This is a genomic window from Gordonibacter faecis, assembly GCF_030077735.1.
In the GTDB taxonomy this organism is placed as follows: domain Bacteria; phylum Actinomycetota; class Coriobacteriia; order Coriobacteriales; family Eggerthellaceae; genus Gordonibacter; species Gordonibacter faecis.
The window spans coordinates 281,824-294,808 of the sequence record NZ_JASJEU010000003.1 but is presented as its reverse complement, the minus strand read 5'-3'; the positions used below and the strand labels follow the sequence as shown (position 1 = coordinate 294,808).

Here is a 12,985-nt window from a genome sequence, read left to right as displayed (position 1 = left end):
GTAAGGGCGTTCTCTTCGCGTTTTTCCGGGGCGTACGAGTGAATTTCCATGGTAGCGGTGGGCTGTTTTGCTATGATGATCAAAGTAATTACCAGCTATCGCGAAAGGACGTACGCACATGACGCGCAAGATTCACATCTTCGACACCACGCTGCGCGACGGCGAGCAGTCGCCGGGCGCTTCCATGAACACTGAGGAGAAACTGGTTGTCGCGCGTCAGCTACTCCGACTGAACGTGGACGTGATTGAGGCGGGCTTTCCCATTTCAAGCCCGGGCGACTTTGAATCTGTGCGCCGCATCGCCGAATTGGCCGGTGACCAGGCTGTTGTCTGCGGCCTCACGCGCGCGGTGGAGAAGGATATCGACTGCGCGGCCGACGCGCTCAAGTACGCGAAGCGCCCGCGTATCCACACGGGCCTCGGCGTGAGTCCGAGCCACTTGCGCGACAAGCTGCGCATCACCGAGGACGAATGCATCGAGCGCACCATCAAGTGCGTGAGCTACGCGAAGAAGTACGTGGAGGACGTGCAGTTCTACGCCGAGGATGCGGGCCGCTCCGACTACGACTTTCTCGTGCGCGTGATCCAAGCCGCCGTGGACGCGGGTGCCACCGTGGTGAACATTCCGGACACGACGGGCTACTCGCTGCCTGAGGAATTCGGCGCGCGCATCAAGTACCTGATGGAGGGCGTGCGCGGCATCGAGAACGTCACCGTGGCGGTGCACTGCCACAATGACTTGGGCATGGCCACGGCGCTTGCCATGGCGGGCGTGAAGAATGGTGCCACGCAGATTGAGTGCACTATCAACGGCCTCGGCGAGCGCGCGGGCAATACGGCCATGGAAGAAGTGGTCATGGCCATCAAGATGCACGAGGAAGAACTGGACGCCCACACCGATATCAACACGCGTGAATTCGTGAAGGCAAGCCGCCTGGTGTCCTCCATCACCGGTATGAACGTGCAGGCCAACAAGGCCATCGTGGGCGCAAACGCGTTCGCGCATTCCTCCGGCATTCACCAGGACGGCGTACTGAAGAAGCGCGACACCTACGAGATCATCGACCCGGCCGACGTAGGCGCGGGCGCAAGCCAGATTGTGCTCACCGCGCGCTCAGGTCACGCGGCGCTCAAGCATCGTCTGGAAGAACTGGGTTACGAGCTTGAGGGCGAGGCGCTTGACCAGGTGTATGAGGCCTTCCTCAACTTGGCCGACAAGAAGAAGGAAGTGTACGACGAGGACTTGGAAAGCCTCATCAACGAGCGCGACCGCAACGAAAGCGCGCTCTACACGCTGGAGTCGGTGCAGATCAGCTGTGGCTTCCCGCTTACGCCCACGGCCACGCTTACGCTCAAGGACGCCGAGGGTGAGACGCGCACGGTGTGCGAGTACGGCACCGGCCCGATTGATGCGGTGTACAAGGCCGTGAACAAGATCATCGAGGTGGAGAACGACCTCGCCGAATTCTCCGTGCAGTCCGTGACGCGCGGCATCGACGCGCTTGGTGAAGTGACCGTGCGCGTGACCGCCGAGGGCGGCAAGGTGTACACCGGCCGCGGCGCCGACGGCGATATCATCGTGTCGTCCACGAAGGCGTACCTGAATGCCCTCAACCGTCTGCTGTTGGACAAGCAGGAGGGGCGCTAGTTGACAGCTGGTTCTCGCTTGCCATAATGGTGCAAGACAGAAAAACGTTCGACGTTTTTGCGGAGCGGAATTGCTTATGCGATTCCGCTCTAGTTTTTTGTGGGGCAAGGTTTTATTCAAGTCATCCTTAACCGCTCAAACTCAATTGCTACCTCATTAGCAGCGTTTCCTGACCGTTGACGGAGTTCCATAAAACGACGACTGACACAGCGCGCGCCCGCACGTATGCTGAGGGCGTTGGCTCCCCTTGAGAGCCGCGAGGTTGCACGCGGCGGAACGTCCGCCGCAGGATGAAAGGACGCACGCATGGAAAATCCTGCCCAGAAGTCTTACCAGCTCTATATCGGCGGCGAGTGGCGCGACGCCTCGGACGGCGGTACGCTTGACGTGTTCTGTCCGGCCAACGGCGAACAGCTTTCCACCATTGCCGACGCGACGAAAGAGGACGTGGACGCCGCGGTCGATGCAGCGTGGAAGGCGTTCGAGACCTGGAGCAAGACCGACAAGGCAGAGCGCGCCATCATCCTGAACAAGGTCGCCGACCTCATCGAAGAGAACTCCGAGAAGTTCGCGCTGTTGGAGTCGCTCGACAACGGCAAGCCCATCCGCGAGACGCGCGCCATTGATGTGGCGCTGTCGGTTGACCACTTCCGCTACTTTGCCGGTGTGCTGCTGGCCGATACGGGTGAGGCCGACATGCTGCCTGGCAACATGATGTCGCTCACGCTGCACGAGCCCATCGGTGTAGTGGGGCAAATCGTGCCGTGGAACTTCCCGTTCCTTATGGCCGCGTGGAAGTTGGCACCGGTGTTGGCGGCCGGCGACTGCACGGTGTTCAAGCCCTCGTCTACGACGTCGCTCACGGTACTTGAGCTGGCGAAACTTACGGAAGGTATCATTCCTGCGGGCGTGTTTAACGTCGTGACGGGCCGCGGCTCGAAGTCCGGCCAGTACATCCTCGACAACCCGCGCATCAGTAAGCTGGCGTTCACCGGCTCTACCGAGGTGGGTCGCGACGTGGCTCGCGCGGCGGCCGAGCGCCTCATCCCGGCCACGCTGGAGCTGGGCGGCAAGTCCGCGAACATCATCTTCCCCGACTGCAAGTGGGATATGATGCTTGACGGCATTCAGCTGGGCATCCTGTTCAACCAAGGCCAGGTGTGCTGCGCCGGCAGCCGTATCTTCGTGCACGAGGATATCTACGATAAGTTCGTCGAGGACGCGTACCGTGTGTTCGGCAACGTGAAGGTGGGCATGCCCTGGGAGGACGACACCCAGATGGGCAGCCAGATTGACCAGAACCAGATGAACAAGATTCTCGACTACATTGAAATTGCCAAGCAGGAAGGTGGCCGCGTGCTCTGCGGCGGCGAGCGCGCCACGGAAGGCGAGCTGGCCAAGGGCGCGTTCTTGAAGCCCACACTGCTTGAGGTGCCGAACAACTCCTGCCGCGTGGCGCAGGAAGAGATCTTCGGCCCAGTGGCTGTGGTCATCAAGTTCAAGGACGAGCAAGAAGTCATCGACATGGCCAACGACTCGGTGTACGGCCTCGGTGGCGCCGTGTGGACCCGCGACATCAACCGCGCCTTCCGCGTGGCTCAGGGCGTGCGTACAGGCCGCATGTGGGTGAACACCTACAACCAGATTCCCTCCGGCGCCCCGTTCGGCGGCTACAAGGAATCCGGCATCGGCCGCGAAACCCACAAGATCATGCTCGAACACTACACCCAAACCAAAAACATCATGATCAACCTCGGCGAAGAACCAAGCGGCTTCTACCCGGAGAAGTAGGGGAAGGCAAGCAAGAAGAACAAACAAAACGGGCAGCCGAGGCTGCCCGTTTTTGCTGAGAGGGTGGCGTGTCGCAATGAAAAGAGTGACGCGCTATCGCGCAAGCTATTGAGCCAAGAGAGGATACCCTTCCCATCTGGCGTAATTAATAGCGCGTAAGCGCGTCACCTCATGTTACACGGGGGAGGAACAGAGGAATCGAAACCCCTTCGTCCATGGTGGAGCGCGGATTGGCAGAAAAGTCGTTTTAGGTACGGATTTTTCAAAAGCTCATTAGAGAAACCCCAGGTCAATTTTTCCGCGAAGCCATCGATGCAGCGAAATTGGGCGAAAATCCGTACCTAAGGGCGATCTCTGCCATTTTAGGTTGGTGGACTGCCAGTTAAGGTGGTGTTGGGGACAACGTGGCAACATACCGGTGGCGGGCTGGCGGCAGATGGGGGTTGTGCTCGTGGTTGCCACCCTGGGGGCTTTACGCTGAAAACTCGATTAAACCAGCGAAAGGAGCCTGCATGAGTACGCTTGTTGTGCTTGGATATCCGAGCGAGGCGGAGGCCAAGTCCGCCTACCAGAAGATTCTCGACCTCGATAAGGATCTCATCGTTAGCCTGCAATCCGTGGCCGTGGTGGCGCGCCGCGCCGACGGCAAGTATGACGTGGTTACCCCCGGCTCGAAGGTGGGCACCTCAGCCGTGTGGGGCCTCTTCTGGGGCGTGTTGTTCGGCCTGCTGTTCTTCGTGCCTATCATCGGTGCGGCGCTCGGCGCTGGCATTGGCGCGCTCACGGGCCTCATCGTGAAGCGCGGCGTGGACAACGACTTCCAGGATCGCGTGCGCAACCTGCTGTCCAACGATGACAGCGCGGCCGTGTTCATGGTGGTTGACGAAATGACCACCGACAAGTTCGTCCAAGCCATCAAGCCCTTCGGCGGCGACGTCCTGCAAACCTCCCTCTCCTTCAAAGACGAGGAAGAACTCAAGCACGCCCTCTTCAAGGAATAGCGCACCTGCGCACCAGAGCCCCCGGCGCTCACAGCGACAGCGCCGCCAGTGCTCACATGCTTACCAAACGAAAGGAGGCCCGCCACCCGGCGAGCCTCCTTTCGCGTTCCTCAAGCGCCCCTAAAAGTCGCTTCGTTGCATGTTGAGGTAGTTTAACAACTCGCTTCGCTTGTGAATTTGCATCTTGTCGTAGATGTGGCGGATGTGCGTGTTCACGGTGTAGGGCGAAATAACCAGCTTCACCGAAATGGTGTTGGTGGCATACCCGCGCGCGATAAGGCCCAGAATCTCCAGCTCACGGGCCGACAGCGAAAACTCCTTGGCCACTTCCGCGCAAATCTCGTCGATCTCGGCTTTCGAAGGCGGCGCAGCCGTCAGCGCCAAAATGCTGAACTCCTGGCGCACCAGTGGAATAAGCAGCGCCGCCAACACGCACACCAGCACCAGGCACGTCTCAGGCGTAATGGCGAACGCCACGTCGGGCGCGTGCTCATACGCCACCGCCAGCGTGTTGCCCACCGCAATACCCGCGCGCACAAACCCACCCGAGAAGCTAAACGCCAGCGCCGGCGAGTTGTACCCCTTCGACGTCAAAATACCGAAGTACATAATAAGTAAGATTTCAAAGATGGATGAAATGCCCAGCGCCATAATAAAGGCGGGGAAGTACAGCGCCTCGTCGGCCAAAAACAGCGAGAACGCCACAATTTCCAATGCCAGCAGCCACGGGTACAGCTTGAAGATGTTCACCTTGTCCTTGGACGCGCGCGAAATGCCTGCCAGCACCAACATAATCACCGCGCCACACAGAATGCCAATGGTGAAGCTGGACACCTGCGTCGGCAGAACCTGCCAGGGAATGATGGCCGCCAAAAAATACGCAGCAACCGAAGCCACAAACGAGATGGCACACACGGTGACCATGCTCTTGAGTGCGCCCTGCGAAGCGTTTTTCGGCAGCAGCGGCGGGAACGAGCGCTCGCCATCGCGCCGCGCCAGCATAAGCAGCGCGCCGGAGGCAAGCGGCAACAGCGCCGTGAACACCGTGGACACATAAGGTGGCAACACCAGCGCCAAACCCACGCACACCAGCAAGGTGATGCCAAACGTCGTCCCAATATGCTTAATAGTGAATTTCGCCTTCACGCACGCATAGCGCTCGCCCCAGAGAATCCACAGCGCCGCCTCCGCCGCACCCAAAATAAAGGACAGTAGGTACGCCACGCCCGGCACCTGAAACGAGAACGGCGTCAAACACAGCACCAAGGTAGCCGCCGCCGCAAGGGCGGGCGCCACCCACGCAATCCATCCGTACGACGACAGGTGCCGCTTGCGCCCCAGTACCAGTGCAATAAGAAACAAAAACAGTACCGTGGCACCCAAATTAACAAGCCACGAAATAGTCACGCGCTCATCGAGTAGTTCCGTTTGCACGAACATGTGCGGCACGAACCAGAGCGCGTAGTGCCATGCCAACAACAGCGCGAAGCCAACATATTTAACAGATGGCTGCGTCACAAACGCGATCCACGACCCACCCGTCGCGCCCTCGCGCCCGCTCTTTCCCCCGGACTTCCCCTCCAGTGCTTGATCCATAGTGCGCCCACCCTTCCTGCTTGGTTGTGCGATGGATAACGATGCTTACGACCTGCCCCGATTTCTCCCGCGCGGTGCAAAGAAGACCCGCGCTACTCATTGGTAAAAAACTATCACCAAATCCTCGGTAATGCCTCACAAAAAAGTAAGTATTCGGTTGTTCGCGCCGATTTTGCGATGGCAAACCACCCCTCGGCGAGCAGTATGCGCTCATCGGCCCGGAACCCGCTTCCCACGGCACCCCGGGCGCCGCCAAGGGGAAGTGTGAAACCGGTGAACTGCAAGGAGAAAGGAAAGCGCAATGTCACTGCTTGCCAAGAGCAAGGGTGAGGTCACCTATAAGGACCTCTCAGGGGTCCATAAGTGGTTCCTCATCATTCTCGTGTCCATGGGCTCATCCATTATTTACACGCCCGTGTATCTGAAGAACGTGTTTTACGAGCCCCTTATGCAGGGTCTCGGTTGCACGAATGCAGACCTGGGGGCGCTGCTGTCGTGCTACGCCATCGCTGCGGTGGTGTGCTATCTGCCCTCGGGCATTCTCGCGGATAAGATTCGCATGCGCACGCTGTCGTGGGTAGGTTTCGGCGGCACGGCGGTGCTCACGTTTGTCTACGCAATGCTGCCTTCACTCGCGCTGCTGTATGTGCTGTTTGTGGGCTTCGGTATTACCTCCATCCTCATCTGGTGGGGCACACGCTTTAAGATTGTGCGCCTGTGCTGTGCTGAGGATGAATACGCCTCCAAGATTGGCACAAGCTACTCCATCTATGGCGCGGCGGGCCTCATCATCGGCCTCATCAACGCCGCCATCGTGTCGGCCATTCCGGTGCCGTCTGAGGGTATTCAGGTGCTGCTGGTGTTCCTGGGCGTGCTCATTGCCATCCTGGCGGTGCTGTCCTTCCTGTTCATCCCCAACTTCAAGGGCGAAATTGACCCGAACGCGAAGCTTTTCAGCCTGGGCGAAGTTGTGCAGGCCATCAAGCACCCCGGCGTTCTGTGGGCCTGCCTTGCGTACTTCTGCGTGTATACGGTGTATCAGGGCGTCACCTACACCACGCCGTTCATGACGACGTGCTTCGCCGCCCCGGTGTTCATCGTGTCGGTTGTGGGCCTTATCCGCACCTACGGCATTGGCCTGATTGCAGGCCCCGTGGCTGGCCTGTTCGCCGACAAGCTGCTGAAGAGCCCGTCGAAGTCCATCCTACTCTTCTTCGCCGCCGCCGCCGTGGTGCTGGCCGCCTTCCTCGTGCTGCCGCGCGACGCGGGCATGGTAGTGGCTGTGGCTGCGCTCATCGTGGTGCTGGGCTTTGTCACCTACGGCGCGTTCTCCATCGGTTCGTCGCCGCTCACTGAGGCCAAGGTGCCCATGTCCATCTTCGGTACGGCCTCCGGCATTCTGTCCGTCATCGGCTTCATGCCCGACGTGTTCGTGCACACCTGGTTCGGCGGCATGATTGATGCCCAGGGTGAAGCCGCGTTCAACACCATCTTCCTCGTGCTGATTGCGTTCGCGGTCGTGGGCTGCTTCTGCCTGGTCATGACGCGCCGCTCCATGAAGAAGAACGAGGCCCTGGAAGCCGCCGCTCCCGCGAGCGACGAGGCTGTGGCCGCCGCCAAGTAACAGGGCCGGCGCGCCCCACGCGCCCATATTCGGATTGACAGCGGGGAAAGGCCCCGTTGGACCATCGCCAAAAGGAGGATCGTCATGGATTTCAAACTGACGGACGAGCAGGAGCTTATCGTTGACAGCTACCGCGAGTACATGGAAAGCGAGAACTGGGAAACGTACTTTCATGAGTGCGACGAAAAGCACGAATACCCGCTGCGCTGGGTGAAGGGTCTGTGCGAGCTGGGCTTCGACCAGATCATGCTGCCGGAGAGCCACGGCGGCCTGGGTCTTGAGCAGCCTTGCGTCACGCTCATGGCCGTGTATGAGGTGCTCGGCCGCTACGGCGCCCCCACTTACGTGCTCTACCAGCTGCCCGGCTTCGAAACCGTCATCCGCGAGGGCACCGAAGAGCAGATTGAAGCCGTGCTGTCCACGCTGGGTTCCGGCGAGCAGATTTGGAACTCCGCCTGCACCGAGCCGGGCGCGGGCTCTGACGTGGGAGCGCTCCAGACCACGTACAAGCGCGAGAACGGCAAGATTTACCTCAACGGCACCAAAACCTTCATCACGTCGTCCGCCGGCGTGAAGTACCTGGTCATCATGGCGAAGAACGCCGACGACGAGACCATGTTCACCGAGTTTTTCCTCGACATGTCCAAGCCGGGCGTGCGCCTGTCGCCGCTCACCAAGCTGGGCCTGCGCATGGACAGCTGCTGCGAGGTGTACATGGATAACGTGGAGCTTGAGGAAAAGGACATCTTCGGCAAAGAGGGCAACGGCTTCATGCGTGGCGTGTCCGACTTCAACTTCGAGCGCTGGCTCGTGGGCGCCTGCGACTACGGCACTGCCATCAGCGCGTTTGAGGACGCTATGGCGCATGCGAACACCCGCATCGCGTTCGGCAAGCCCATCAGCCGCTTCCAGCTGAACCAGCTCAAGATCACCGAGATGTGCATCAAGCTGACGAACATGAAGAACATGCTGTACGAGGCCGCCTGGAACGCCGACAACAACGACGGCAACTTTGACCCGGCCGCAGCCGCCATGTGCAAGTACTACTGCGCCAACGCCGCCTTCGAGGTGACCGACGACGCCATGCAGATCATGGGCGGCATCGCCGTGGCCTCCGAGCACCGCATCAACCGCATCTGGCGCGACCTGCGCGTGGACCGCGTCTCGGGCGGCACCGACGAGATGATGGTCCTGGCCACCTCCAAGGGCGCCTCCATCAAGTACAAGCAGAAGTAAGCAAGCGTACGCACTGTCATCACCACTACTATAGGAGGAATCATCATGGCACTTCCCACTGAAAAGCCGTCTTATGGGCCCCTCGATGGCGTGAAGGTTGTGTACTCGGCGGTGGAACTGGCCTGCCCGAAGGCGTGCGACTTGCTCGCCGACTGGGGTGCCGACGTCGTGTGGCTTGAAAACACGGGCGCGGGCGACACCATCCGCGACACCCCCTACGTCAAGCAGGCCGAGCGCCGCAACCAGCGCTCCGTGGCCCTGAACTACTTCTCCGACGAGGGCAAGAAGATCCTGTTCGAACTCGTGAAGGATGCCGACATCTTCATGGAGGCCTCCAAGGGCGGCACGTACGCCAAGCACGGCGTGACCGACGAGGTGCTCTGGGAGATCAACCCGAAGCTGGTCATCGTGCACGTGTCTGGCTTTGGCCAGGAAGGCGACATGAAGATGGTCAAGCGCGCCGCCTACGACCTCACAGTTATGGCGTACTCCGGCTACATGTCGCAGAACGGCACGCCTGAGCAGCCCATGAACCCGGGCCCCTACGCCGGCGACTACTTCAACACGCTCATGATTGCCTCTTCGTCGCTGGCCGCGCTCTACCGCGCCGCCAAGACGGGCAAGGGCGAAAGCATCGACCTGGCCATGTACGAAACGCTGCTGTCCATTGGCCAGTACTACCTGGTGGACTACCTGAACGAGGGCATCAAGTGGCCTCGCCCCGGCGCCCGCAACCAGAACCTCTGCGGCATCGGTGAGTACCAGTGCAAGGACGGCTTCTTGGGCATTTGCCTCTACGGCGTCGACCAGAACAAGTACTTCCTTGAGGCCATTGGCCTCGGGCATCTGTGGGGCACCGAGGACATCCCCGAGGACACGAGCGGCCTGTGGCTTTCGAACCCGCATGCCCGCGAGATCGAAGACGCGTTCGAGAAGTACTGCGCCGAGCGTTCGAAGTACGACATTGAGGAAGACTTCGCGGCACACCGTATTGCCGTGCAGGTAGTCATGGAGTTCGAGGATCTCGTGAAGGAAGAGCACCTTGAGAAGCGCGGCGTGTGGCAGGAGTGGGAGACGGCCGACGGTGAGGTGTTCAAGGGCCTGGGCGTGTTCCCCAAGTTCAAGAACAACCCTGGTCAGATTTGGCGTCCCATGCCTCCGCAGGGCGGCGACACGGTGGACGTGCTGACGAAGCTGGGTTACACGCGCGAGCAGATCGACGAGCTGGCGGCCGCCGGCGTCGTGAAAATCGCCGAATAAGTAAGTGGGGAGGGCTGGCTTGTCGCACGGCGGCGGGCCAGCCCTTTTCGGGTGGCGAAGGTGGCCGCCCGTGCGCTGCGGCGCAGGTTGTACGAGCGGAAGGGGAGGGTGAGTGACGTGTGTGACATCGTGGGGAACGAAACGGTAAGAAGCCTCTGGGAGGGCCTTGTTGCCACCTGCGGTGAACGCACGTTTTTGCTGTTCCGCGACCGGTCGGGGGCAACGCGCGAATTCACGTATGGCGCGTTTGACCGCCTGATCAATCGGGCTGCCAACGTGTTTGTGAGCCTGGGGGTGCAGCGCGGCGAGCGCGTGGCAGTGCAGCTGTGTACGTGCCCCGAGTTTCTGCTGTGCCTGTTTGGCCTCGCCAAGATTGGTGCCGTCATGGTACCCATGAACGAGCAGTACCGCGCCGAGGAAGCGGCCTACGTGCTTGAGCGCACGGCTGCCTCACGCGCGGTGATTGAGCCGAAGTTCCTCGACTTGTACCGCACCGTGTGCCACGAGAACGACGTGTTGCCCCAGGGGTTGCTGGTGGCACGTGTCGATGACGAGGGCGTAGAAGGGTGCGCAGCCGCGCGCGAGGCGCTTGCTAAGGATGCGTCGCTGCGTGATTTCGCCGCCTTGCTGGGTGCAGCGCACGAGGACCTTGACGAGATGCGGGAGTTGTCTTCGGACGATCCGGCTGAGATTATCTTTACCTCTGGCACCACCTCACGTCCCAAGGGCGTGGTGCTGACGCATGCAAACCTGCTGTTCAGCGGCTTGTACGGCGACTGGGAGACGGCGCTGCGCTCCGACGATAGGCTGCTTACCACCATGCCAGCGTGCCATTCCAACTTTCAGCTTGCGGCGCTCATGCCGGTGCTCACGGCGGGCGCGACGCTCATTGTGGTGGAGAAGTACAGCGCGAGCCGCTTCTGGTCGCAGATTCGCGAGTTCCGCGCCACCCTCACCCAGTGCGTGGCCATGATGCTGCGCACGCTTCTGCTGCAGCCGCCAACGCCGCAGGATCGCGACCATGTGCTGCGCGACATTCTGTACTTTTTGCCGGTGTCCGATGCCGAAAAGGAAGAGTTCGAGCGCCGCTTCGGTGTGACGCTGATGAACACGTACGGCTCCACCGAGACGATTGGTTGGGTGCTCACCGACCCGCCCACGGGCCCGCGTCGTTGGCCGAGTGTGGGGCGTGTGGGGCTGGGCTACGAGGCGCGCATCGTGCGCGATGACGGCACGGAAGCCGCACCCGGCGAGGTGGGCGAGATTCAGGTGCACGGCGTGCCGGGGCGCACCATCATGAAGGAGTACTTCGACGACCCCGCCGCCACGGCGGCGGCATTCGGCGCAGACGGGTGGCTGCGCACGGGCGACAAGGGCTACGTGGATGAGGACGGCTGGTTTTTCTTCGTGGATCGCAAGGCGAACATGATCAAGCGCGCCGGTGAAAACATTTCCACCACCGAGATTGAAAACGTGCTGGTGGGACACCCCGCTATCGCCGAGGCTGCCGTCATCGGCGTCCCCGACCCCATTCGTGACCAGGCCGTCAAAGCGTTTGTCCTCCCGCGCGAGGGTGCCACGATAACCAAAGACGAAGTGATTGCCTACTGCGAAGAACATCTCGCCAGCTTCAAAGTCCCCTCGTTCGTAGAGATCGTCGATACCTTCCCCCGCACCTGCTCGATGAAAATCGAAAAGAAGTTGTTGCGCTGATCTGCCGATCAGCGCAACAGGTCGACGCTGCGGCTTCCCGTAGCACCCGATCTTGGCGTTTTTTCGCTTACCCTCACGTGCAAAAGCGCGCTCGGCCGCGAAACACGCCAATCTCGGGCACTACGGTAACCCTCGCTGACTTTATTGGACCTGTAAGAGATGTAAGGAGAATCCCATGGCTATCAGTACTGAGATTGTGGGTAAGGAGTTTGGGCCGTTTGTTCGGGAGTATACGTTTAAGGATTTGGAGATTTGCGCGCTCGGTTGCAACGCGGGGTTCGACGGGCAGACCGACCTTGAGTATGTTAACGAGCACGACGCGGCGAACCCGCAGCTGAAGGTGCTGCCCATTTTCGGTGTGCCGCTGACGGTGCACGAGGAAATGACGCGCACGCTCGATTACGGCTACAACTACGACGGGTCGCTGCACTATGGCTTTGAGATTCGCTTGCACGCGCCCTTCAAGATGAACGACCGTGTGGAAACGTTCGTTACGCAGGACGCGCTCTACGATCGCGGCGAGGGGCGCGGATGCCTCTCCAAGCAGACGGGGCGCTCGTATTCGTCGGATGGCACGCTGCTCTGCGAGACCGAGACCTGGGACGTGTGCATCTACGATGGCGGCTGGGGTGGCCCCAAGCCCCCGAAGGACATCGTGGAGATGCCTGATCGCGCGCCTGATGCGGTGGTGGCCGAGACCATGCCGCTCAACATGCCGCTCATCTATCGCCTGATGGGCGACTGGCACCAGCAGCACATCGACTTCGCCTACACCGAGCAGACGGGCCTTGAGCGCCCCATCGCGCACGGCGTGAGCCTCGGTGGCTTCACGATGCGCCACATCATCAGCTCGTTCTTCCCGGGCGAGCCCGAGCGCATGAAGCGCTTTAAGACCCGCATCACCTCGCCGGTGCTGCCCGGAACAAAGCTTGAAACCCGCATGTGGAAGGTGGGCGAGAAGGAAATCCGCTTCCAACTGGTAGACGCCGACGCCGACGAAACAGGCGCCAAGCCACACCTGAACTTCGGCATCTGCGAGTGGGAATAAGCGTTCCGCCGGCCTGACGGCCGTCGGAACTGCTCGACGTTTTATCAACCTGTGAAAAAGGGGACAAA

Annotated in this window: 9 protein-coding genes; 8 read left to right on the top strand and 1 reads right to left on the bottom strand. The window is 60.7% G+C overall.

What is annotated here, in order from left to right; genetic code table 11:
* Positions 1-118 precede the first annotated feature (118 nt).
* The 3 genes from QNJ86_RS01585 (at position 119) to QNJ86_RS01575 (ending at position 4,440) form a co-directional block, all read left to right on the top strand.
* Positions 119-1,648, top strand: a complete 1,530-nt coding sequence (locus tag QNJ86_RS01585; RefSeq protein WP_283830817.1) for a 2-isopropylmalate synthase — start codon at positions 119-121, stop codon at positions 1,646-1,648.
* Between the two features lie 306 nt (positions 1,649-1,954).
* Positions 1,955-3,439 (top strand): aldehyde dehydrogenase family protein, encoded by a 1,485-nt coding sequence (locus tag QNJ86_RS01580; RefSeq protein WP_283830816.1) that lies wholly within the window; start codon positions 1,955-1,957, stop codon positions 3,437-3,439.
* A gap of 512 nt (positions 3,440-3,951) precedes the next feature.
* Positions 3,952-4,440, top strand: a complete 489-nt coding sequence (locus QNJ86_RS01575) for a DUF1269 domain-containing protein (RefSeq protein WP_283830815.1) — start codon at positions 3,952-3,954, stop codon at positions 4,438-4,440.
* Positions 4,441-4,560: 120 nt separating this feature from the next.
* On the opposite strand, the gene QNJ86_RS01570 is transcribed toward QNJ86_RS01575, so the two are convergent.
* Positions 4,561-6,036, bottom strand: a complete 1,476-nt coding sequence (locus tag QNJ86_RS01570; protein WP_283830813.1) for a helix-turn-helix transcriptional regulator — start codon at positions 6,034-6,036, stop codon at positions 4,561-4,563.
* 301 nt (positions 6,037-6,337) lie between these two features.
* Between QNJ86_RS01570 and QNJ86_RS01565 the strand changes: the two genes are divergently transcribed.
* The 5 genes from QNJ86_RS01565 (at position 6,338) to QNJ86_RS01545 (ending at position 12,917) form a co-directional block, all read left to right on the top strand.
* Positions 6,338-7,660: an MFS transporter gene (locus QNJ86_RS01565; protein WP_283830812.1), complete on the top strand. Its 1,323-nt coding sequence runs from the start codon at positions 6,338-6,340 to the stop codon at positions 7,658-7,660.
* Positions 7,661-7,744: 84 nt separating this feature from the next.
* A complete protein-coding gene (caiA, locus tag QNJ86_RS01560) occupies positions 7,745-8,896 on the top strand; it encodes a crotonobetainyl-CoA dehydrogenase (protein ID WP_283830811.1) in 1,152 nt (383 codons plus the stop codon).
* A gap of 45 nt (positions 8,897-8,941) precedes the next feature.
* A complete protein-coding gene (gene caiB / locus QNJ86_RS01555) occupies positions 8,942-10,156 on the top strand; it encodes an L-carnitine CoA-transferase (RefSeq protein ID WP_283830810.1) in 1,215 nt (404 codons plus the stop codon).
* Positions 10,157-10,264: 108 nt separating this feature from the next.
* Entirely contained in the window at positions 10,265-11,869 is a 1,605-nt protein-coding gene (caiC, locus tag QNJ86_RS01550; RefSeq protein WP_283830809.1) for a crotonobetaine/carnitine-CoA ligase, read from the top strand.
* A 175-nt stretch (positions 11,870-12,044) separates the two neighbouring features.
* A complete protein-coding gene (locus QNJ86_RS01545) occupies positions 12,045-12,917 on the top strand; it encodes a MaoC/PaaZ C-terminal domain-containing protein (protein WP_283830808.1) in 873 nt (290 codons plus the stop codon).
* Positions 12,918-12,985 lie beyond the last annotated feature (68 nt).